We start from the raw sequence: 23,248 nt of genomic DNA, 5'->3' as shown, positions 1-23,248 counted from the left end.
AATCTCTTTTTCTACTTATTGAGTGATTTTCATGGCCTGAATTTTTTCAGCAGTTGGGGTTACCCGTAGGGTTTTTTGGCCGGTGTAGGTGACAAATCCTGGCTTAGCTCCTGTTGGTTTATGGAGTTTTTTGGCCTCAATCATATCAACCTGCACTAGGTTGGAGAGACGCCCTTTGGAATAGTAGGCGGCGAGTTCAGCAGCGTCGGTTTTGACTTCGTCGCTAGGGTCAAGATTGTCCTTGATAATGACGTGACTGCCGGCCATGTCTTTGGCATGGAACCAAAGTTCCCCTTTTTTGGCCATTTTGAAGGTTAATTCTTCATTTTGTAGGTTGTTGCGACCGACCAGAATGATGGTTTTGCCATCAGTTGCTAGGTACTGCTCAGGCTTTTTGCGTTTATGGAGTTTCTGGCGGTGGCGTTGCTTGACAAAGCCTGTTTGAATGAGTTCCTCTCGGATATCGTCGATATCATCTAGTGAAGCTTGGGTTAGGGACAGGTCCACACTTTCCAAATAGGCGATGGTTTGCTTGGTTTCTTCAATGAGATTGGTCAAATGTTTGACAGCTTCTTTGAGTTTTTGATATTTTTTGAAGTAACGTTGGGCATTTTGGTTGGGTGTCAAGGCTAGGTTGAGGGCGATGGTGACGGGTTGACCGGTATAATAATTGTCCAAGGTCACCTGGTCCTTGTTATTGGGAACTTGACTGAGGTAAGTGGTCAAGAGTTCGCCCTTTTGGCGGAAGTCCTCTGCCAAATCGGTGTCGGATAGTTCTTGTTCTTGCTTGCGTAACTTTTTACGATTCTTTTCTAAATCATTTTGCACACGTTGCACCAAATCACTGGCTTGTTGGCTAATGCGGTCACGCTCTGCCTTTTCTTGGTAAAAATAGTCCAGCAAACTGGTGAAATCAGGAAATTCTTCCTGTGACGTGTCAAATGTTACCGCAGAAAAAGACTGGCCGGTAATCGTGGGTTGTGTCACTTGGCTGAAAAAGTGACGAAAGGCTTTGAGCTTGTTGTTGGTATCTAGCTGTTTTGCTAATTCTGTCGCTGTATCTCGGCCTAGACCTTGAAAGAGTTTTTGTAGGTTTTGGGGAGACAGTTCTTCTGTTTGTAGGACTTCAAAGAGCTTCTCATCGCCAATGGTAAAGGGGTTATGGCTATCTTTTTGAGGTGGAGCTAGATAACTAGAACCAGGTAGGATGGTCCGGTAGCTATTTTGAGCAAAGCCAACATGCTTGATGGATTCTATGATTTTTTGTTGACTTTTATCCACGAGAATGATGTTACTATGTTTCCCCATCATTTCAATGATGAGGCTTACGCTTACCTGATCGCCAATTTCATTTTTGTTGGAGACGCTGATTTCAAGAATACGGTCATTGTCAATCTGTTCCAGCCTTTCGATAAGCGCTCCTTGAAGGTATTTACGCATTATCATGGTAAAGGTATTTGGTGACTGAGGATTTTGAAAGTCCGTCGTAGTGGTTTGCACCCGTCCAAAAACGGGATGGGCTGAGAGTAGGAGTTTATAATTTTTTCTATGGTTACGAATGCCCAAAACCAGCTCACGTTCAAAGGGCTGGTTGATTTTTTGAATGCGCCCACCAACGAGTTGGTCTTTGAGTTCTTGGGTCAAATGGTGTAAAAAAAAGCCATCAAAAGACATGAGTTTCTCCTTTTTGGTGATATCAGCTTATTATACCATAAATCTAACTGTTTTCAGCCGATCCTAGCATGGTAAGATAGACTGATGGGGGAGAATATGGTAAAATAGTTCTACGATTTAATAAAAAGAAGGAGGTCTCTCCATGATTGTGTCAACCATTTCGCAGGGACTTTTGTGGGCCATTCTTGGCTTAGGGATTTTTATGACGTTTCGGATTTTGAATTTTCCTGATATGACCACAGAAGGCTCTTTTCCATTAGGAGGAGCAGTGGCAGTTACCCTGATGACTCAGGGAGTCCATCCGCTTTTGGCAACTTTAGCTGCGGTGGCGGCTGGTTGTTTGGCAGGGGCAGTGACAGGGCTTCTCTACACCAAGGGGAAAATCCCCACCATCTTGGCAGGGATCTTGGTCATGACCTCCTGTCATTCACTGATTTTGATGGTCATGGGAAGAGCCAATTTAGGGCTTTTGGATGCTATTACCTTGCCTAATCTTCTTCCCTTTGCCCAAGGAGTCAATCTTCTCTTACTTGGTCTGGTCTTTAATGTTTTGGTTTTAGCAGGAATGACGGCCTTCTTTTATACCCGTTTGGGCCAGGCGTATATTGCCACAGGGGATAATCGAGACATGGCGCGGAGCTTTGGCATTGATACCGATAAGATGGAAGTCATGGGGTTGATTGTTTCCAATGGCATCATCGCCCTTGCAGGGGCCTTGATTAGTCAACAAGATGGCTATGCTGATGTCTCCAAAGGGGTGGGAGTGATTGTTATTGGGCTAGCCAGTATTATCATCGGTGAGGTGGTTCTCTCTGGCCATTTGACCCTTTTGGAACGCCTCTTAGCCATTGCGGTCGGCTCCATTCTCTATCAGGTCTTGATATGGTTGGTTGTGGCTCTAGGCCTCAATACCAATTACCTCAAACTATTTAGTGCTCTAGTCTTGGCCATTTGTTTGATGATTCCAGAAATGAAGAAGAAAATTCTGAAAGGAGCCAGCCTATCACGATGAAAAAGATTGTTGAACTAAAAAATGCTAGTGTCGTGGTCAATAATGGCTTTGACGAAGTCAAAACCATCTTGGATGATGTGACCTTGACCATCTATGAAAATGATTTTTTAACCATTCTCGGGGGAAATGGTGCGGGCAAATCTACCCTTTTTAATGTGATTGCGGGCACCCTGATGTTAACCAGTGGTAGTATTTCGATTCTGGGGCAAGATGTGACTCAGCTACCTGCTCAAAGTCGGGCCAAATACCTGGCTCGGGTCTTCCAAGACCCCAAGATGGGAACGGCACCGCGGATGACGGTGGCAGAAAATCTCTTGATTGCCAAATTTCGTGGCGAAAAACGTGGTCTAGTGTCACGAAAAATTCAAGATTACACCGACGAATTTCAAGGCTTGATTGGAAAAATTGGTAATGGTCTGGAAAAGCATCTGGAAACACCTGCCGGTCTTTTATCGGGAGGACAGCGTCAGGCTCTCAGTCTGTTGATGGCAACGGTTAAACGACCTGATCTGCTCTTGCTGGATGAACACACCGCAGCTCTTGACCCTAAAACCAGTCAATCGCTCATGGCCCTAACTAATCAATTTGTCCAAGGAGATCAACTCACGGCCCTCATGATTACCCACCATATGGAGGATGCCCTTAAATATGGCAATCGCCTCTTGGTGATGAAAGATGGTAAAATTATTGAAGACCTCAGCCAGGCAGAAAAAGCCAAACTTAACCTTGCAGATTACTATCAAATTTTTGAATAGACCAAAAACCGACCTTTCTCAGAAGGGTTGGTTTTTATTTTTTAGTGAAGTTATGGTATAATAGAGAAGATTATGACTGTAATTCGACTTGGGTAACCAAGGACCGTTTGTAATAAAGCGATAGCCTAGCTATCAGTAGTAAAAATAAGAGTAAAGAAGGAGACAGATGGTGAGTGATATTAAAATTATTGCTCTTGGCGGCGTGCGAGAAAATGGAAAAAATTTCTATCTTGTAGAAGTCAAGGAGTCAATCTTTGTGTTGGATACGGGGCTTAAATACCCGGAAAATGAGCAGTTGGGGGTAGATGTGGTCATTCCTAACCTAGATTATTTGGTGGAAAATAAGGACCGCGTGCAGGGGGTCTTTCTGACCCACGGCCACGCTGATGCGATTGGCGCCCTGCCTTACCTTTTGCAACAGGTGCGTGTGCCTGTCTTTGGGTCGGAGTTGACCATTGAATTGGCCAAGCTAGTGGTTAAAAATAATGATGCCGTCAAGCGTTTCAATCAATTTCACGTGGTCAATGCTGACACCGAGATTGAGTTTGAGGATGCAACCATTTCCTTTTTCAAGACCACCCACTCTATCCCTGATAGCCTAGGGGTCGTGGTTGGTACTGCGGCAGGCAACATCGTTTATACAGGTGATTTCAAGTTTGACCAAGCTGCCAGTCCCCTCTATCAAACTGATTTAGCTCGTCTAGCTGAGATTGGTCGTGAGGGAGTCTTGGCTCTCTTGTCTGATTCGGCCAATGCTTCTAGTACGGTGCAGGTGGCCAGTGAGGCGGAGGTTGGTCTTGAGATGAACCAGGTTATTGCTGATGCGGATGGTCGGATTATTGTGGCAGCAGTGGCCAGCAACCTAGTGCGGATTCAACAGGTCTTTGATGCAGCTGCAGCCAATGGTCGGCGGGTAGTTTTGACCGGTTTTGACGCAGAAAATATTGTCCGTACAGCCATGCGGTTGAATAAACTATCCCTAGCCAATGAAAAATTGATGATTAAGCCCAAAGATATGGCTCGCTATGAGGACCATGAACTAATTATTTTAGAAACAGGTCGGATGGGGGAACCTATCAATGGCTTGCGCAAGATGGCCATTGGGCGTCATCGTTATGTTGAAATCAAGGATGGCGATTTGGTCTATGTGGTAACCACACCAAGTATTGCCAAGGAAGCTATGGTGGCTCGGGTAGAAAACTTGATTTACAAGGCTGGTGGTTCAGTAAAATTGATTACGCAAAATCTGCGTGTGTCCGGTCATGCCAATGGTCGTGACCTTCAGCTCTTGATTAACCTGCTGCAACCCACCTATCTCTTTCCGATTCAAGGGGAGTACCGTGACCTGCAAGCCCATGCTGACCTAGCGCAAGAAGTAGGCATCTTGCCAGAACATATCTATATTGTCAAGCGAGGCGACATCATGGTTTACGGGCAAGATGGCTTTATGCACGAGGGTGGCGTGCCGGCCAGTGATGTTATGATTGATGGCAATGCTATTGGAGATGTCGGAAATATTGTCTTACGTGATCGCAAAATCTTATCAGAAGATGGCATCTTTATTGTAGCCATGACGGTCAATAAGCGAGAGCGTCAGATTATTTCGCGGGCCAAGGTCCATACGCGAGGCTTTGTTTATGTCAAGAAGAGTCGTGATATTTTGCGTGAAAGCTCTGAATTGGTCAACACGGTTGTTGAAGACTATTTGGCTCAATCCACTTTTGACTGGAATGAGTTGAAGGGTGCTGTCCGAGACCAACTCAGCAAGTTCCTCTTTGAACAAACCAAACGTCGTCCTGCCATTTTGCCAGTGATTATGGAAGTTCGTTAATTAACAAAGGTGTCAGTTTTTAGAGACTGGCACTTTTTTGCTGACAAAAACAGCGAGACAAATTCTCGCTGTTTCATCCTAGCTCAGTAAGGCTGCCAGTTTATCTTGGTTAACCCCTGGGTATTGGCTGAGAAACTCCCCTAGTGTTTGGAGCACCTTGGTCATGTAGCCAGCTGTTTCAGTTTCTGCATTGAGCACCAAGAAGGGTTCGTGTAGGCTCATGCGTAGTAAGAACCAACCCTTGCCGTAGTCATCACTCAAAATAAAGCGGACACCTTCTTCATTTTCTGGATTGAAGGTAAAACCAGTAATATCAGCCTGGGCCAGATCGGCAATGACTTGGCGTCCATACTGTTTGAAGTCATCAACCTCTAACTTGAAACGAACTTCTTGTGCCTCAGCAGGTTGTTTTAGGTCGGCAATGAGCGATCCTAATTCCTTGCCTGCTTGATGGAGTTTAGGCATCAGCATCAAAATCTTGGCTGCGGCATAGGTACCATCGTCCAAGAAATAATTTTCCCGAAAGGCGGCATGACCACTGGTTTCAACAGCTAGGGGAGAATCGATGCCTTCTTTGTTGGCCTTGATAGCCCGATTGATGATATTCCGATAGCCAGAAATGTAGCGAATTTGCTGACCACCCAAGCCTTGAATAAAGCTCTTGACATGGTCACTGGTTAGTGAATTGGTCACGATACTACTGTTTGGGTACTCTGACAGGGCAATGTAACTTAAAATGGCAATGAAGTTACTGCGATTGAGCAGTTGGCCATCCTTGGTCACCACTGCTGAGCGGTCCACATCAGTATCGAAAATAATGCCCAAATCGGCCTGATTAGCAAGGACAGCTTCCTTGATACTGTCAATGGCTTCTTGATTTTCTGGATTGGGGATATGATTTGGGAAGGTTCCGTCAGGTTCTAAGAATTGGGAGCCTGTGGTGTCAGCTCCTAGTTCCTTCAAGACCTTGTCAACAAAGAAACCACCAGCTCCATTCCCGGCATCAACAACAAGGTGTAAGCCTTGGAGGGGTGTCGGTGTGTCTAGGCCACATCCCTGACGGATTTTTTCGACCAAATCCGCTGCATAAGGGGTTAAGATATCAGCCTTGGTAAGAGTGCCAAGATAGTCACTGGTCAGAGCTTGTGTATGTTCCAAGATGTAGGCAATATCGTCGTGCTCAGCTCCCCCTGCCTTGGTGAAAATTTTAATCCCATTAAAATAATAAGGAAGGTGGCTGGCAGTAAACATGACACCTGCATCTGCTGCAAATTGAGGGTATTGGGTTGCCATGAACATAGACGGTGTGGTGGCTAGCTCCATGTCAATGACATTAACCCCTTGTTGCCGTGCAGCCTTGATGAAACTGTCGGCCAGTTCTGGTCCACTGAGACGACTGTCACGACCAACAGCGATAGTTAATTCCCTTGCCTGCCACTTGTTGGTGAGGTCATGTTTGGTTAGGAGCCAATTTAAGAGCCCTGCTGTAATAGCGGTGACAGCCTGAGGGGTGAGATTGGCAGTATGCTCATCGGTGCTGATGGCGATGCCGCGAATATCAGAGCCATTTTGTAAGGATTTAAGTGTCATAAGCATCTCCTTTTAGTGATAGATTTACACTCAGCATAGCACAAAAACAGGAAAAGAGATAGCCAAAAGATAGAGAATATTAAAACGGTTACAAATCAGCTTAAAAAAGCTAAAAACCGTGGCCCTCTCTTTTTGTTTGGTGACACTTGACAAGTTTCTGGGAGAGTGGCAAACTAGTCTTAGCATAAACATAAGGAGGTGCTTATGGCTTTTTTACAAGTAGAATACCATTCCAATGTTCTTGGTATGGAGCGTTATCTTAATGTCATCTATCCAGACCTTGCCATCATGACAGAAGGTGAAGAAGATATTCCTGTCCTCTATCTCCTACATGGCATGGGAGGCAATGAGAATTCCTGGCGCAAGCGAACGGCCATTGAGCGTCTGTTACGCCAAACCAATTTAATGGTGGTCATGCCCTCAACGGATTTAGCTTGGTACACCAATACTCAGTACGGTTTGGATTATTACAAAGCCTTGGTAGAGGAATTGCCCCAAGTTTTACGTCATCTTTTTCCCAAGATGAGTCGAAAGCGAGAAAAAACCTTCATTGCAGGCTTGTCCATGGGTGGTTACGGGGCCTTTAAGCTGGCCTTGTTAAGCAATCAATTTGCCTATGCAGGCTCTTTTTCAGGGGCCTTGGATTTTGATCGCCAGGCCCTGTTGGAACATGCAGAAGCCAAGCTGAGCTATTGGCAGGGGATTTTCGGTGATTTTGATCAGCCTGATTTTGCCCAACATCTCTTGCCTAATATGGTTGACCAGCATGATGGACAAACGACTTTTTATGCTTGGTGTGGTCAAGAGGATTATCTTTTTTCGGCCAATCAAACTGGCGTAGCAGCCCTGAGAAAGGCAGGTTTGAGTGTGGATTACCAGGTGGGACATGGGACGCATGACTGGTATTATTGGGAAAAGCAGCTAGAGGTTTTCTTAGAGATGTTACCGATTGATTACATAAAAGAACAACGTTTGTCATAAAGATAACAAATTGGCGAGATAATGATTTATTCTTGCAAGCTCAATTAATCCTTGCTATACTGGTAGTCAAGTTTTAGGAAATCTCAGGATTTAGTTAGGATGTAAAGAAAATGTTCAGCCTTCTTAGACTATTATTAGTTATCCCCAGATTTTTAGGTCGTCTTTTGTGGAATGTGATTTGGAGCTTTGTGCAGCTAGTCATGGTGATCTTTCTACTCTGGTGGGGGATGACCTGGTATGTCAACAATAGCACGTCAGAGCTAGCCAATCAACTCTCCAACCTGATGTCCAATGTTAGCTTGTTTTTTCGATTAGACAAGGGAAATCTGAATGAAAGTCTTCAAAATTTGGCCACAGATTTTTATGCCAATCAAGAGGGCACGCGCTGGTCAAGCAATCAGGCCAAGGTTTATATTACATCAAGCCAACCTGAACTGGTTTCAGCCTATCAGACAGCTCTTGCTAATTGGAATGCCACAGGGGTCTTTACCTTTCAATTAGTTGAAACCCCTGAACAGGCTGATATTGTAGCCGGTGATGCCGCTGAGGTCAATAGTCAGGCAGCTGGTTTGGCAGAAACCAAGATGAACAGTTTAACCAATCGGATTGTAGCGGCCAAGGTCACTTTGAATACTTACTACTTACTCAATAGTGACTACGGGTATGATTTTGAGCGCTTGGTCAATACAGCCGAACATGAATTGGGGCATGCTATCGGTTTAGCACACAATGACACAGACGTTTCTGTCATGCAGTCTTCAGGGTCTTACTATGGGATTCAGGAAGTGGATGTTACCAAAGTAAGAGAACTCTATGCTCAATAATCTGCTACAGATGGTACTGGCAGAAAGTCGAAGAAAAAGCGAGCCTTTTTCCTTCTGGACTTTCTGTTTTTTGTTATAATAACATCATGATTATCTTACAAGCAAACAAGTTGGAACGCTCTTTTTCAGGAGAAGTTCTCTTTCAAAATATTAACCTACAAATTGATGAGCGGGATCGCATAGCCTTGGTTGGCCGTAATGGAGCAGGGAAATCCACCCTCTTGAAAATTCTAGTTGATGAGGAAACACCTAGCTCGGGGCAGGTCATAAAAAAACGAGATTTGTCCTTATCGTATCTCGCACAAAATAGCCAGCTGGAATCGAATCAAACGATTTTTGAAGCCATGCTAGAAGTTTTTACGGATTTGCAGCAACAAGAAAGTCAGCTCCGCCATTTGGAAGGGCAGATGAGTGAATTGACTGGACAAGAGTTGGCGGACTTAATGCAGCGTTATGACCAATTATCCGAGGATTTTCGTGTCCGTGGTGGTTTTACCTATGATAGCGACATCAAGGCCATGCTAAACGGTTTCAAGTTTGACCAAAGCATGTGGGACCTTCCTGTCTCTGATTTATCTGGTGGGCAAAAGACGCGTTTGGCCTTAGCGAAAATGTTACTGGAAAAGCCAGAACTTTTGGTCTTAGATGAGCCGACCAACCACTTGGATATTGATACGGTGGCTTGGTTGGAAAACTATCTGGTCAACTACCAAGGAGCTCTCTTGATTGTTAGTCATGACCGTTATTTCCTAGATAAGGTGGCGACTAAAACAGCTGACTTACGACCACATACCCTGGAGATCTATGCTGGCAATTATTCAAAATTTATGACCTTAAAAGCGGAAAAATTGGCGACTGAGCAGAAGAACTTTGACAAGCAGAGCAAGGAAATTGCCAAGTTGGAGGATTTTGTCAAACGTAATATTGCCCGGGCTTCAACGACCAAACGGGCCCAGTCACGACGCAAACAGTTGGAAAAGATGGAGCGGTTGGAAAAGCCAGAACTGGCGGATAAATCTGCGGTCATGACCTTCCAAGCAGACAAAAGCTCCGGTAATCAGGTCTTGCAACTAGAAGCGGCAGCCATTGGTTATGACAAGGAAATGTTGGCCCAGCAGATTGAGCTAGATTTGCGTAAATATGACGCAGTTGCCTTGGTTGGTCCAAATGGGATTGGCAAGTCCACCTTGCTGAAAACCTTGGTCGGAGAATTGGAGCTATTGGCAGGGACAGTCCAGTATGGGGCAAATGTTAAGCTAGGCTACTATGACCAAAACCAATCAGCCCTGACGTCCTCACATACCGTCCTAGAAGAGCTCTGGTCGGCCTTTCCGACCACACCAGAAGTTGCTATCCGTAATCGCTTGGGGGCCTTTCTCTTCTCGGGTGACGAGGTCAAAAAAACAGTTGGCATGCTTTCCGGTGGTGAAAAAGCCCGTCTCTTGTTGGCAAAACTGTCTATGGAAAATAATAATTTGCTCATTCTTGACGAGCCAACCAACCATTTGGACATTGAGAGCAAGGAAGTCTTGGAAAATGCCCTGATTGACTTTGATGGCACCCTTCTTTTTGTCAGCCATGACCGCTATTTTATCAATCGGGTGGCGACCAAGGTGGTGGAACTCTCTGCATCGGGTAGTCAACTTTATTTGGGTGATTATGATTATTATTTGGAAAAAAAGGCAGAGCAGCTTGACCAGTCCGCACCAGAAAGCCAAGTAGTAGAGCCCACTGCTCAACAGGGAGATTATCAGCAACAAAAGCTAGAACAAAAAGAACGTCGCAAAAAAGAGCGACAATTAGCCCAAGTCGAGGCAGATTTATCAAGCTTAGAGAATGACATAGAGCAGATTAATCAAGCCATGTTAACCACCAATGATGCTGACGACTTGATGGAGTTACAAGGCCAGTTAGACCACTTGACAAGCCAGCAAGATGATTTGTTAGCAAGTTGGGAACGTTTAGCAGAGGAGCTAGATTGAGGGAAGGCTCTTGCCAGTTTTTCTTGTTGTTTTCAGTAAATCTGATAAAAAAATGAAAAAATTGCCATATTTCTATTGACAAACGATTTAAAAACGAGTATCATAGAAACAACTTAAGAAATGAAAGGAGAACAGATATGTTACTAATGTGTCAAAACCAAGCAGTTAATACTTATTTCTATGGCTATTTTAGATAGTGTTTGTAGACATGGTAAACATGGATGCAAACACGGGAACGTAAAGTTTGTATCTATGTGGCTGTAGTTGTTTTGATGCGTGCCTCGTAGATGATACATCTAAATGGCACGAGTAGTCAATCTGTTTTCATTATACAGTGGACTTATTAGGGACCGTTTAGATAGTATTCTAAGCGGTCCCTTTTTTTCTATTTAGTTCAACAATAACTTATATTTTTAGATATTTATCAGAGGAGAATCTTATGAAATTCAAGAAAATCATTTTTAGTTCAGTTGCCTTGTTATCAGTTTTTGGCTTAGCAGCCTGCGGCTCCCAGTCATCAGGATCTGATTCAGTCAAGGTTGGTATTATTCAATTTGCGGAACATGAAGCCCTGACTTCAGCTCGTCAAGGCTTTGTTGAGGCCTTGGAAAAAGCCGGCTATAAGGAAGGGGATAAATTGACCCTTGATGTGCAGAATGCCCAAGGCGATCAGGCCAATCTACAAACCATGGTTGCTAAATTGGCTGGTAAAAACGATTTGAACTTTTCAATTGCAACACCAGCGGCCCAAGCTATGCTCAACGCCGATAGCGAAACGCCAGGAGTCTTTACGGCTGTTACAGACCCTGTTGAGGCTGGTTTGGTCAAGTCTTTGGATAAGCCAGAAGGTAACATGACGGGTTCAATTGATGCGACGGATGTAGCTGGTCAAATTGACATGTTAGTCAAGGTGGTGCCGACAGCTAAGACAGTAGGAATTTTCTACAATTCAAGTGAGGTTAACTCAGAAGTTCAGGCTAAGCAGGCACAAAAAGCCTTGGAAGCGAAGGGTGTTAAAGTAGAGATTGCAACCGTAACGTCAACCAATGATGTCCAACAAGTGATGACTTCGTTGGCAGGTAAGGTGGATGCTATTTACCTACCAACTGATAACACCGTTGCGTCAACAGCTTCAACAATTGGAGATATCTTGAAAGCTGCTAAAGTTCCAGCAATGGGCAGTGATGCAGCAGTCATTGATGCGGCTCTCTTCACTTACGGTGTTGACTACAAGGCTATCGGTGTTCAGGCAGGAGAACTGGCAGTCAAAATCCTTGAAGGGGAAAAACCAGCTGAATTGGCTGTTCAAAAACCAAATACGGCAGCTATCGCCGTTAATGAAGAAATGGCAAAAGCAGTGGGAATTGATTCAGCAACGATTAAAGCATTAGAAAAATAAGAGAAAGAGGAATTTATATGTATTATAAGGCGGTAAAAAAATTAGCAATGGTATCAGTTGCCGGTTTGGCTCTTTTGGGGCTTGCGGCTTGCTCATCATCTTCAAGTTCAAGTCAAGGCACGTCAGCAGATGTGGTTAAGGTTGGTGTCTTGCAGTACATGGAGCATGAGTCTTTGACAGCTGCTCGTAAGGGTTTTGTGGATGAATTGGCGGCCAATGGCTACAAAGAAGGTGAAAAATTAGTCTTGGATTACCAAAATGCCCAAGGCGATCAGGCCAACCTGCAAACCATCTCAGAAAAGCTGGTTGATAAAAATGACTTGATTTTGGCGATTGCGACACCATCAGCACAAAGTTTAGCTACTGTATCAACGGAAACACCAGTGCTCTTTACCGCCGTAACAGATCCCTTGTCGGCTGACTTGGTTGAGTCTATTGAAAAGCCAGGAGGCCTTCTAACTGGAACCTCAGACCAAGCCCCCATTGATAAGCAGGTGGAATTGCTAGGTCAGGCTGTGCCAAATGCCAAAACAGTAGGGATTCTCTACACAACCAGTGAGCGTAATTCAGAAGTTCAAGTAGAAGAAGCTCAAAAATTGCTAGAAAAAGCAGGCTATAAGGTTGTTTTGAAAGGGATCACATCGTCAAATGAAGTCCAAGATGCGGCTAGCAGCTTGATGAAAGATGTGGATGCGGTCTTTGTTCCAACAGATAATACTTTGGCATCGACCATGACCATGATTGGTGAATTATCTCTTGCCAACAAGGTGCCGGTTATCGGTGGCTCAACTGACATGGTTGATCAAGGTGGTCTCTTGACTTATGGTACTAACTATGAGGCATTGGGTCGTCAGACGGCACAAATGGCAATCAAGATTCTCAAAGGTGCCAAGGTTGGGGAAACAGCTGTCGAATATCCAAAAACAGTTAACCTTCATGTCAATGAAGAGATGGCCAAGAAATTAGGTGTGGATACCTCAAAACTTTCTGTTTCAGAATAAATAACGAATAACCAAGAAGAGGGCGGGACTAATTAGCAAATCCCTGCTCTCTCGGACAAAAAAAGATTAGCAGTGGTCTGGGATTTTGGACCCTGTAAAAGGAGAAGATTGTGGACATTATCTTATCAAGCATCTCGCAAGGCTTGCTCTGGTCAGTCATGGCGATTGGTGTTTACTTAACATTTCGTATCTTAGAGATTGCCGATATGACAGCTGAGGGGTCTTATCCCCTGGGTGCGGCGGTCTGTGCAACGGCCATTGTCAATGGTCTTAATCCCTTGCTGGCAACCTTTTTGGCGGTCTTGGCTGGTATGGGAGCAGGTTTGGTGTCAGGGCTTCTGCATACCAAGTTAAAAATCCCTGCTCTCTTGACTGGTATCGTCACCTTGACTGGCCTCTACTCAATTAACTTAAAAATCTTGGGTAAGGCTAATGTTGCCTTGCTGAAACAAGAAACCCTAGTGACTCAGTTACAAGGGCTTGGACTTAGCAAAACCAATGCCGTTCTAGTGATTGGACTTGTCTTTATTCTGATTGTTGTCAGTGCCTTGACCCTCTTTATGAACACGCAGATTGGTTTGGCCATTCGCTCAACAGGCGATAATATTCCTATGAGTGAGTCTAACGGTATCATGGTTGATACCATGAAAATTTATGGTTACATGATGTCAAACGGTCTGATTGCCCTTTGTGGAGCCCTTCTGACTCAAAATAATGGTTATGCGGACCTCAATGCTGGAACAGGAACCATTGTCATCGGTCTGGCCTCTGTCATTATTGCTGAGGTGATCTTCCGTAATCTTCGTCTGGGTTGGCGTTTACTATCGGTTGTTCTAGGTGCGGTCATCTATCGTTTGATTATCCTAGCTATTTTGGAAATCCCAGGTATGGATGCCGATTTGGTTAAACTCTTCTCAGCCATCTTATTGGCAACCGTTCTTTATGTGCCAGAATTGCAGAAGAAGCTGAACATTCGTCGCCCTAAATTAAATGGAACTGCTTAGGAGGAAGACATGAGCACTATTTTATCAATTCAATCCATTCATAAAACCTTCGAGGCTGGAACAGTCAATGAAAATCATGTGCTGCGTGGTTTGAGCCTAGATGTCAAGGAAGGTGATTTTGTCTCCATTATCGGGGGTAATGGTGCCGGTAAATCTACCTTTATGAACTCTTTAGCTGGGACTTTAACAGTGGATTCAGGTGACATCTTGCTTGAAGGAAAGTCTATCAAGCAGGTTCCTGCTGCCAAACGGTCTAAAGATATTAGTCGTGTCTTTCAAGATCCCAAAATGGGAACGGCTTCGCGTCTAACCATTGAGGAAAACATGGCTATTGCCTACCGTCGTGGCCTCTCGCGTGGTCTTGGTTGGGGTGTTAAGGATAGCGAGCGAGCAATCTTTAAGGAAGCCCTAGAAGAATTGGGTCTTGGTTTAGAAAATCGGATGAAGGTTGACACCCAGTTTCTTTCTGGTGGTCAACGTCAAGCTCTAACCTTGATGATGGCTTCGCTAGTCAAACCCAAGGTCCTGCTCCTTGACGAGCATACAGCAGCTCTGGATCCAAAAACCAGTGACATGGTCATGGAATTGACCCAAAAAATCGTTGAAAGCCATCAGCTAACGGCCCTCATGATTACCCACAACATGGAAAATGCCATCCAGTATGGTAATCGTCTGGTCATGCTCCACCGTGGTCAAATCGTGGTGGATGTTGAAGGAGAAGAGAAAAGAAATCTAACGGTACAAAACCTGATGGACCTCTTCTACAAAAACAGCGGTGAAAAACTAACCGATGATGAAATGATTTTGTAATCAATTAAAAAACCTTCAGTCTCTTTCATAAGGCTGAAGGTTTTATGTTATTAGAGATACCTATTATATTTAAGGTGTATTTACGTAGCTTGTTTTGGTGGTCACGTATCCTGTGAAGTTAGCGTTTTTATAATATTGATTAACTACCTTAAATTGACGTTTTGCGGAATTAAAGTAGGTGTAGGTTATGCTATATGCCCCAGGAGGAGTGGAATGAGTTGCTAAACCAACGGCTGTAATGAATGCACCAACAGCTCCACCTCCTACCGAACCTAGGATAGTGGCACATAAAGTTGCTATGGCATTATTTACTGTACTGTTTCTATCAGATCTTCCAGAAGATGTTCCAAGAAGAATCCATGAATTGGCACTTCTATTATTTGCTAAGGCATCAAGATTTTGTAATGGTAGAAAATAAACCCCATTTTTATAAACCCCATCTGAACGTTTTTCAAGTAAATCAGAGGTTCCGTCTGGATAGGTTAATTTTAGGGTATTTTCATTTAATACCTCAACTAATGTTCCATTTACCGTATATGAAGCATAAGCACCACTTTGATAATACTGTGTTTCAGAGTAATCATTTGTTTCATAATAAACACCTCCATTTACTTGATTTTTCCTCACAAATGGTATAGCTTAATAATAAAACGTTTTTATTTTTTGGGAGGGTAATATGAAAAAAATTTTGCTCAAATTTTCGCTTCAAGTCATTCTTTTTGATTTACTATATTTTTTAATGATTATTGTCAAAAAATATAATTCAATAGAGAACTTATGGATTTCTATGGCAGGCTTTGTTGTCTTTCATTCTATTTTTTTATTAAACTTATTTAACCAAGTTCATGACCGTTTTCCTGAACAATATGATGAATAGAGTTGAACTGAAAAGGAGCTAATTTAGGCTCTTTTTCTTATGGCAAAGGAAAGACAGTCCTTGGAAAAAAGTTTGTGAATTTTTTGTTTTAATAAACTTGGTAAACCTTTACATTGCTAGAGTTTCGCTACATTTTCTAATTGCTAATTGTGAAATTTTAGGGTATCATAAAAGAGTAATAATAATTTATGGAGGCCAATATGGTAACGATTTCTAAAGAAAAACATTTGGAAATGTATTTGAAAATGCAACGTATCCGTGAGTTTGATATGCGTATCAATAAACTTGTTCGTCGTGGATTTGTACAAGGGATGACCCACTTCTCAGTTGGTGAGGAAGCAGCCAACGTTGGTGCCATGGCTCACTTGACCTATGATGATATTTTCTTCTCTAACCACCGTGGTCATGGTCATTGTATCGCCCAAGATATGGACTTGAACGCCATGATGGCAGAGTTGGCAGGTAAGGTAACCGGTGTCTCTAAAGGTCGCGGCGGTTCCATGCACTTAGCTGACTTTGAAAAAGGCAACTACGGTACCAACGGTATCGTTGGTGGTGGCTATGCTCTTGCGGTTGGTGCAGCCTTAACTCAGCAATACAAGGGCACAAAGAATATTGCGGTTGCTTTCTCAGGAGATGGTGCAACTAATGAAGGCTCTTTCCACGAGTCTGTCAATATGGCAGCGACTTGGAAATTACCAGTCATTTTCTTTATCATTAACAATGGTTACGGTATCTCAATGGATATCAAAAATGCAACCAATACGCCTCATCTTTACACACGTGCGGAAGCCTATGGTATTCCAGGTTTCTATTGTGAAGATGGTAACGATGTGCTAGCTGTCTATGAAACCATGGAAAAAGCCGTTGAGCATGTTCGTGGTGGCAATGGTCCAGCTATCGTTGAAGTGATTTCTTACCGTTGGTTTGGTCATTCAACTGCTGATGCAGGTGTTTACCGGACTAAGGAAGAAGTTGATGAGTGGAAGAAAAAAGATCCAATGCTCAAGTACCGTGCCTATCTAACGGAAAACAAGTTGGCTACTGATGAAGAACTTGATGCCATTGATGCACAGGTGGTTAAAGAGGTTGATGATGCCTATGAATTTGCCGTAAACAGTCCAGACCCAGAATTATCAGTCGCTTTTGAAGATGTGTGGGTTGACTAAGCTTTTAAACAAAGAGCAGTAACAAAACTAAAAGTTAAAATTAGGAGAAATAGAATGTCAGAAACTAAATTGATGGCTTTGCGTGAAGCAATTAACCTTGCCATGAGTGAGGAAATGCGTAAAGATGAAGATATTTTCTTAATGGGTGAAGATGTGGGTATCTACGGTGGAGATTTTGGTACCTCGGTTGGCATGTTGGCAGAATTTGGAAAAAAACGCGTGCGTGATACACCAATCTCTGAGGCGGCTATTGCAGGTGCTGCGGTTGGTGCGGCCATTACTGGTCTGCGTCCGATTATTGATTTGACCTTCATGGACTTTATCACCATTGCCCTAGATGCTATTGTCAATAACGGTGCTAAAAATAACTACATGTTTGGCGGTGGCTTGAAAACTCCGGTAACTTTCCGTGTGGCTTCTGGTTCAGGTATTGGTTCGGCAGCCCAGCACTCACAATCTCTGGAAGCTTGGTTGGCACATATTCCAGGCATTAAGGTCGTTGCACCAGGTAATGCCAATGATGCCAAAGGTCTTTTGAAATCGGCTATCCGTGATAATAATATTGTTTTGTTCATGGAACCTAAAGCCCTTTATGGTAAAAAAGAAGAAGTTACACAAGACCCAGATTTCTGCATTCCACTTGGTAAGGGAGAAATCAAACGTGAAGGAAAAGACTTGACCATTGTGTCCTATGGTCGCATGTTGGAACGTGTTCTTCAAGCAGCAGAAGAGGTGGCGGCTGATGGGATTAGTGTGGAAGTGGTTGACCCACGGACGCTTGTGCCATTGGACAAGGAACTTATCTTTGATTCAGTCAAGAAAACTGGTAGATTGATGTTGGTCAATGACGCTTACAAGACAGGTGGTTTCATTGGTGAAATTGCTGCTATGGTGACAGAGAGTGAAGCCTTTGACTATCTGGATCATCCAATTGTCCGCTTGGCAAGTGAAGATGTGCCAGTACCTTATGCACGTGTTCTGGAGCAGGCTGTCTTACCAGATGTCGCAAAAATTAAAGACGCTATTTATAAGATTGCTAACAAACAATAAAAGTAAGGTAACTGACGATTGTCTTATTAGTGGTCAGTCCTTATACTAACTAGAAATTTTATAAAGAAGGGAAGATAGAATGGCTGTAGAAATTATCATGCCAAAACTCGGTGTAGACATGCAAGAAGGCGAAATCATCGAGTGGAAAAAACAAGAAGGCGATGAAGTCAAAGAAGGGGAGATTCTTCTTGAAATCATGTCAGACAAGACCAACATGGAACTTGAAGCAGAAGATTCAGGCGTCTTGCTAAAAATTGTCCGTGGAGCTGGAGAAACCGTTCCGGTGACCGAGGTTATTGGTTACCTTGGTGCAGCGGGAGAAGTAGTGGATACAGCAGCGGCTAGCCAAGTGGTAGAGCCAGCTAGTCCTAGCCCAGTTGCTGAAACGGTTAGGCCAGCAGCGACACCAGTTGTGGCAGAAGTAACCTTTGCTGAAGGTGAGAAAGTCCGTGCTACTCCAGCAGCCCGCAAGTTGGCTAGAGAACTAGGGGTCAACCTTCACTTGGTACCAGGATCAGGGGCTCGTGGCCGTATCCATAAGGAAGATGTTGAGAAAGTGAAACAGGCAGCCCCTCGTTTGTCACCATTGGCACGTAAGATTGCCGAAGACAAGGGGCTTGATGTGGAAAATCTAGTTGGCAGCGGTGTTCGTGGTAAGATTATGAAACGTGATGTGCTGGCAGCCCTTGGGGCTAGTCAAGAGACAGTGACTGAAGACGTGTCAGCACCAGTTGTTAACACTGACCCAGTTGCGGAAACGTCAAGGGACATTGAAATCATCAAGATGAGTCCAATGCGTAAGGCGATTTCTAAGGGAATGGTTAATTCTTACTTGACCGCACCAACCTTTACGCTCAACTATGACATTGACATGACCAATTTGATGGCCTTGCGTAAGCAGGTCCTTGAACCAATCATGAATAAGACCGGGAATAAAGTCACCTTTACTGATTTGATTGGTTTAGCAGTGGTGAAAACCTTGATGAAACCTGAACATCGTTACATGAATGCTTCCTTGATTAACGATGCTAATGAGATTGAAATCCATAACTATGTTAACCTTGGGATTGCAGTTGGTCTGGACGATGGGTTGGTGGTGCCAGTGGTTCACGGTGCTGATAAGATGAGCCTGTCAGAATTTGTTGTGGCTTCAAAAGACGTGATCAAAAAAGCCCAGACAGGTAAGTTAAAGGCAGCGGAAATGTCAGGGTCAACCTTCTCAATCACTAATTTGGGAATGTTTGGCACTAAGAGTTTCAACCCAATTATCAATCAACCAAACTCTGCGATTCTTGGTGTCGCAGCAACCGTACCGACCCCAGTAGCTCTTGATGGCCAAGTGGTTATTCGCCCAATCATGGCCATGTGCTTGACCATTGACCACCGTATTATTGATGGGATGAATGGGGCTAAGTTCATGGTTGATTTAAAAAATCTCTTGGAAAATCCAATGGAATTACTCATCTAAGAGAGCCCTCATGTAATAGCTTAAAAAATAGAAAGTGAGAAAATCATGGCTGTAGAAATTATCATGCCAAAACTCGGTGTAGACATGCAAGAAGGCGAGATCATCGAGTGGAAAAAACAAGAAGGTGACGAGGTCAAAGAAGGGGAGATCCTTCTTGAAATCATGTCAGACAAGACCAACATGGAACTTGAAGCAGAGGATTCAGGTGTCTTGCTAAAAATTGTCCGTGGAGCCGGAGAAACCGTTCCTGTGACGGAGATTATTGGTTACCTTGGTGCAGCAGGAGAAGTAGTGGATACAGCAGCGGCTAGCCCTGCACCAGCAGAAGCAAGTGCTCAATTAGAGGCAGCTGGTCTTGAAGTACCAAAAGCCCCTGCAAGTGTTGCTCCTCTAGCAGATAAAGCTCCCTTAGCAGACAATGAATACGATATTGTTGTTGTTGGTGGTGGTCCTGCTGGTTATTACGCAGCTATTCGTGGGGCTCAACTCGGTGGTAAAATTGCCATTGTTGAGAAATCAGAATTTGGTGGAACCTGTTTGAACAAGGGGTGTATCCCAACCAAGACTTATTTGAAAAATGCCGAAATTCTTGATGGTTTGAAGATTGCAGCTGGTCGTGGTATCAATCTTGCGTCAACCAACTACACGATTGATATGGACAAGACAGTTGATTTCAAGAATTCAGTCGTTAAAACCTTGACAAGTGGTGTTCAAGGCTTGCTCAAGGCCAATAAGGTAACCATCTTTAACGGTTTGGGGCAAGTTAATCCAGACAAGACAGTGACGATTGGCAATGAAACCATCAAAGGTCGCAGTGTCATTTTGGCAACAGGTTCTAAGGTGTCACGTATCAATATTCCAGGGATTGATTCTAAATTGGTCATGACTTCTGATGACATCCTTGACCTTCGTGAAATTCCAAAATCACTAGCTGTTATGGGTGGTGGTGTCGTTGGTATCGAGCTTGGTCTGGTTTATGCCGCTTACGGTACCGAAGTGACCGTTGTTGAAATGGCAGATCGTATCATTCCTGCCATGGACAAGGAAATCTCACTTGAATTGCAAAAAATTCTTGCTAAGAAAGGCATGAAGATTAAAACGTCTGTTGGTGTTTCTGAAATCGTTGAAGCCAATAACCAATTGACCCTTAAATTGAATGATGGCTCAGAATTAGTGGCAGATCGTGCCCTCCTTTCAATTGGTCGTGTGCCACAATTGGCTGGTTTGGAAAACCTTAATCTTGACATGGATCGTGGTCGCATCAAGGTCAATGCCTATCAAGAAACATCCATTCCAGGTATCTACGCACCAGGTGATGTCAATGGTACGAAGATGTTGGCCCATGCCGCTTACCGTATGGGAGAAGTTGCTGCGGAAAACGCCATGCGTGGCAATGTGCGTAAAGCTAACCTTGAGTTCACTCCAGCAGCTGTCTACACTCATCCAGAAGTCGCCATGTGTGGTTTGACAGAAGAGCAGGCTCGTGAACAATATGGTGAAGTATTGGTTGGTAAATGTAGCTTTACTGGTAATGGTCGTGCAATCGCTTCTAATGAGGCTCACGGATTTGTCAAGGTTATTGCCGATGCCAAATACCATGAAATTCTTGGCGTTCACATTGTTGGCCCAGTGGCAGCAGAATTAATTAACGAAGCAGCGACCATTATGGAAGCTGAACTGACCGTTGATGATGTTGCTCAATCCATTCATGGTCATCCAACCTTCTCAGAAGTTATGTACGAAGCCTTCCTAGACGTCCTTGGTGAAGCCATTCATAACCCACCAAAACGTCACTAATCAGGCAAAAAATCCTTTAGACTTGTCTAAAGGATTTTTTTGTTTATTCTTGTCTGCCATACTGGTAGGGAAGGTCAAGGTGCTCTCGTAGGGTTTGCCCCTCATAATCTTGATGAAAAAGACCACGATCCTGCAAGAGTGGAACGACCTGCTCAACAAATGCCTTAATGCCGTCATGGGCTAAATCGGGCACAATTGAAAAGCCGTCACTAGCCCCAGCCTCAAACCATTCTTGTAAGAAATCAGCCACATCTGTTGCTGTGCCAACAACGACTGGGTGGTAGTTGATGACCCCATGAGCTAGGGTGTCAATAGGAGAATAGCCCTCTTTTAGCACTTCTAAGGCTCGAGGGGAACGAGGGTCACCAGGGTTGGCTCGAGCCAGTTGTAGCCAACTCTGAGGCAGGGGTTGATAAGGATCAATCCCTTGGAAATTTAAGCCGACCATAGCCCCGAGATAGGCTAGGCGTTGGGCTAATTCGTCTTGATCAAATTCCAATAGTTGGCGGCGGCGTGCTAAGGCTTCTTCCTTGCTATCAGCGATGGTAAACATAAAGCCCGTGAAGACATTTATTTCATCAGCCTGTCGACCATTTTTTTCCGCCTCTGCTCTCAACATTTGACGATAGGCTTTGGCCTCTTCAATGGTAAAGGGATTGGCATAGACACCCGAAGCAAAGCGACCAGCTAGATGAATACCATCTGGGCTAGGACCTGCTTGAAAAATAGGTGGTTGACCTTGTTCAGATGGCGGAATTGGAAGTGGGCCACTTGTTTGAATATAGGTTCCTTGATAATGAATGGGGCGGATTTGGCCCATATCAGCAAATTGGCCTGTCTCTTTATCATGTAAATAAACCCCCTCGCCCCAAGACCTCCAGAGGCCTTGTACGGCTTCGATAAATTCATGAGCCCTGCCATATCGCTCTTGTCTGCTGGCTAGATGCTGACCAAAATTGGCAGCGGCTGCACTTGTTGATGTTGTGACAGCATTCCATCCTACGCGGCCATGGCTAATGACATCCAAGGTTTTTAAGTGTCTGGCTAAATTATAGGCTTCATTAAAAGTGGTTGAAAAGGTTCCCACTAAACCAATACGTTTGGTTGCTCTAGCCACAGCAGTCATTGCAATCAAAGGATCCATTGAGTGCATTGGACTTTCTGTTTCTAAATGATTGGTCAAGGCGGGGGTATCGGCCATAAAGAGGGCGTGAATTTTTCCTTTTTCAGCCAGTTGTGCCATCTCGACATATAAATCCATGTCCGTATAAGCATCAGCCTTGGCTTCTGGTAAGCGCCAAGACCTAAACTCACCACCGTAGCCAGAAACCATTTGTAAGACGATTTTCATTTGTTTTTTTCTTTCTTGGGTCATTTTATCTCTCCTAGGCTTTTTTATGATAAAATGTAGTATAACAAACTTTAAGACGACTGGAAAGAGGGCAAAAAAACTTGCCCTAGTACACTTTTTTGTTGTTAGTCAATAGGCAAAGGAAAAGAAGGGTTATGGCTAAAATTTGTCCCCGTGGTTTTCAACCAGAAGATTTGGAAAAACCAACTCCCCTTTTACACTTACTCTATACCCAGAATATTCTTCAGGGGCGATGGAAATTACTCATTCTGGATTTTTTAGCTAAGGGCCCCCAGCGTTTTAGTCAGCTTCAAAGACATCTAGGTAACCTTTCTCAAGGCTCTCTGACCAAGCAACTTAAGGAAATGGAGGCGGATGGTCTTTTGCAAAAGGAAATTTATCCTCAAGTACCGCCGCGAGTGGATTATCAGCTGACCCATAAGGGGAGGGATCTCTTGCCCATTTTAGAGCTGATGGTCGCCTATGGTCAAGCCCACATGCCAGCAGTAGAGGATAGAGAAAATAATCAAAGACCGTAAGCCGTTGACATCAGTTAAGGGCTGTTCTATCAGTTTGAGCCAATCGTCTAGGGCCTTAATGGTGATGTCAGATTGACTTCATTTGTTAAAAGACCAGCATAATGGTTGGAATTTTGTTATAATGGAAGAAACCC

General features: G+C 43.9%; 20 protein-coding genes. 16 read left to right on the top strand and 4 right to left on the bottom strand.

From position 1 onward, the window contains the following. Nucleotides 1-15: 15 nt before the first annotated feature. Nucleotides 16-1,674, bottom strand: a complete 1,659-nt coding sequence (locus FRX57_RS03105; protein ID WP_146566525.1) for an Rqc2 family fibronectin-binding protein — start codon at nucleotides 1,672-1,674, stop codon at nucleotides 16-18. A 142-nt stretch (nucleotides 1,675-1,816) separates the two neighbouring features. Between FRX57_RS03105 and FRX57_RS03100 the strand changes: the two genes are divergently transcribed. From FRX57_RS03100 to FRX57_RS03090, 3 genes are all read left to right on the top strand, one after another. Continuing rightward, nucleotides 1,817-2,686, top strand: a complete 870-nt coding sequence (locus FRX57_RS03100) for an ABC transporter permease (RefSeq protein ID WP_146566523.1) — start codon at nucleotides 1,817-1,819, stop codon at nucleotides 2,684-2,686. Then, nucleotides 2,683-3,441 (top strand): ABC transporter ATP-binding protein, encoded by a 759-nt coding sequence (locus FRX57_RS03095; protein WP_146566521.1) that lies wholly within the window; start codon nucleotides 2,683-2,685, stop codon nucleotides 3,439-3,441. Before FRX57_RS03100 ends, FRX57_RS03095 begins: the two co-directional genes overlap by 4 nt. A 169-nt stretch (nucleotides 3,442-3,610) precedes the next feature. After that, nucleotides 3,611-5,272 (top strand): ribonuclease J, encoded by a 1,662-nt coding sequence (locus tag FRX57_RS03090; RefSeq protein WP_146566519.1) that lies wholly within the window; start codon nucleotides 3,611-3,613, stop codon nucleotides 5,270-5,272. Nucleotides 5,273-5,350: 78 nt separating this feature from the next. Here FRX57_RS03090 and FRX57_RS03085 read toward each other — a convergent pair whose 3' ends face one another. Next, nucleotides 5,351-6,862, bottom strand: coding sequence for a phosphohexomutase domain-containing protein (locus FRX57_RS03085; protein WP_146566517.1), 1,512 nt, complete (start codon nucleotides 6,860-6,862; stop codon nucleotides 5,351-5,353). A 204-nt stretch (nucleotides 6,863-7,066) separates the two neighbouring features. On the opposite strand from FRX57_RS03085, the gene FRX57_RS03080 reads away from it, so the two are divergent. From FRX57_RS03080 to FRX57_RS03050, 7 genes are all read left to right on the top strand, one after another. Further along, on the top strand, nucleotides 7,067-7,843 hold the full coding sequence (locus FRX57_RS03080) for an alpha/beta hydrolase (protein ID WP_146566515.1): 777 nt from the start codon (nucleotides 7,067-7,069) through the stop codon (nucleotides 7,841-7,843). A 110-nt stretch (nucleotides 7,844-7,953) separates the two neighbouring features. Beyond that, the gene (locus FRX57_RS03075) at nucleotides 7,954-8,667 is read left to right on the top strand and encodes a M57 family metalloprotease (protein WP_146566513.1); all 714 of its coding nucleotides are present in this window, start codon (nucleotides 7,954-7,956) and stop codon (nucleotides 8,665-8,667) included. Nucleotides 8,668-8,753: 86 nt separating this feature from the next. Beyond that, nucleotides 8,754-10,649, top strand: coding sequence for an ABC transporter ATP-binding protein (locus tag FRX57_RS03070; RefSeq protein ID WP_146566511.1), 1,896 nt, complete (start codon nucleotides 8,754-8,756; stop codon nucleotides 10,647-10,649). A gap of 439 nt (nucleotides 10,650-11,088) precedes the next feature. Then, nucleotides 11,089-12,048: an ABC transporter substrate-binding protein gene (locus tag FRX57_RS03065; protein WP_146566509.1), complete on the top strand. Its 960-nt coding sequence runs from the start codon at nucleotides 11,089-11,091 to the stop codon at nucleotides 12,046-12,048. A gap of 17 nt (nucleotides 12,049-12,065) precedes the next feature. After that, nucleotides 12,066-13,049, top strand: a complete 984-nt coding sequence (locus FRX57_RS03060) for an ABC transporter substrate-binding protein (protein ID WP_146566508.1) — start codon at nucleotides 12,066-12,068, stop codon at nucleotides 13,047-13,049. Between the two features lie 110 nt (nucleotides 13,050-13,159). Further along, nucleotides 13,160-14,053: an ABC transporter permease gene (locus FRX57_RS03055; protein ID WP_146566506.1), complete on the top strand. Its 894-nt coding sequence runs from the start codon at nucleotides 13,160-13,162 to the stop codon at nucleotides 14,051-14,053. Between the two features lie 9 nt (nucleotides 14,054-14,062). Then, on the top strand, nucleotides 14,063-14,863 hold the full coding sequence (locus tag FRX57_RS03050; protein WP_146566504.1) for an ABC transporter ATP-binding protein: 801 nt from the start codon (nucleotides 14,063-14,065) through the stop codon (nucleotides 14,861-14,863). 69 nt (nucleotides 14,864-14,932) lie between these two features. On the opposite strand, the gene FRX57_RS03045 is transcribed toward FRX57_RS03050, so the two are convergent. Further along, nucleotides 14,933-15,490 (bottom strand): hypothetical protein, encoded by a 558-nt coding sequence (locus FRX57_RS03045; RefSeq protein ID WP_146566502.1) that lies wholly within the window; start codon nucleotides 15,488-15,490, stop codon nucleotides 14,933-14,935. 49 nt (nucleotides 15,491-15,539) lie between these two features. Here FRX57_RS03045 and FRX57_RS03040 point away from each other — a divergent pair, with 49 nt between their 5' ends. The 5 genes from FRX57_RS03040 to lpdA all read left to right on the top strand — a co-directional run bounded on the left by FRX57_RS03040 (nucleotide 15,540) and on the right by lpdA (nucleotide 21,224). After that, on the top strand, nucleotides 15,540-15,740 hold the full coding sequence (locus FRX57_RS03040; RefSeq protein ID WP_146566500.1) for a hypothetical protein: 201 nt from the start codon (nucleotides 15,540-15,542) through the stop codon (nucleotides 15,738-15,740). Nucleotides 15,741-15,940: 200 nt separating this feature from the next. Next, on the top strand, nucleotides 15,941-16,909 hold the full coding sequence (locus FRX57_RS03035) for a thiamine pyrophosphate-dependent dehydrogenase E1 component subunit alpha (RefSeq protein WP_146566498.1): 969 nt from the start codon (nucleotides 15,941-15,943) through the stop codon (nucleotides 16,907-16,909). Between the two features lie 54 nt (nucleotides 16,910-16,963). Next, nucleotides 16,964-17,959, top strand: coding sequence for an alpha-ketoacid dehydrogenase subunit beta (locus tag FRX57_RS03030; RefSeq protein WP_146566496.1), 996 nt, complete (start codon nucleotides 16,964-16,966; stop codon nucleotides 17,957-17,959). A 79-nt stretch (nucleotides 17,960-18,038) separates the two neighbouring features. After that, complete coding sequence (locus tag FRX57_RS03025) at nucleotides 18,039-19,427, top strand: dihydrolipoamide acetyltransferase (RefSeq protein WP_146566494.1); 1,389 nt, start codon at nucleotides 18,039-18,041, stop codon at nucleotides 19,425-19,427. Between the two features lie 45 nt (nucleotides 19,428-19,472). Next, the gene (gene lpdA / locus FRX57_RS03020; RefSeq protein ID WP_146566492.1) at nucleotides 19,473-21,224 is read left to right on the top strand and encodes a dihydrolipoyl dehydrogenase; all 1,752 of its coding nucleotides are present in this window, start codon (nucleotides 19,473-19,475) and stop codon (nucleotides 21,222-21,224) included. A 43-nt stretch (nucleotides 21,225-21,267) separates the two neighbouring features. On the opposite strand, the gene FRX57_RS03015 is transcribed toward lpdA, so the two are convergent. Further along, nucleotides 21,268-22,599 carry an NtaA/DmoA family FMN-dependent monooxygenase gene (locus tag FRX57_RS03015; protein ID WP_146566490.1) on the bottom strand — a complete coding sequence of 444 codons (1,332 nt, stop codon included), beginning with the start codon at nucleotides 22,597-22,599 and terminating at the stop codon, nucleotides 21,268-21,270. A 131-nt stretch (nucleotides 22,600-22,730) separates the two neighbouring features. Here FRX57_RS03015 and FRX57_RS03010 point away from each other — a divergent pair, with 131 nt between their 5' ends. Next, a complete protein-coding gene (locus FRX57_RS03010; RefSeq protein WP_146566488.1) occupies nucleotides 22,731-23,114 on the top strand; it encodes a winged helix-turn-helix transcriptional regulator in 384 nt (127 codons plus the stop codon). The last annotated feature ends 134 nt before the right edge of the window (nucleotides 23,115-23,248 follow it).

The sequence above is a fragment of the Streptococcus cuniculipharyngis genome, assembly GCF_007859195.1.
GTDB classification, from domain to species: Bacteria; Bacillota; Bacilli; order Lactobacillales; family Streptococcaceae; genus Streptococcus; species Streptococcus cuniculipharyngis.
This window is presented reverse-complemented; position numbering and strand designations above follow the sequence as displayed.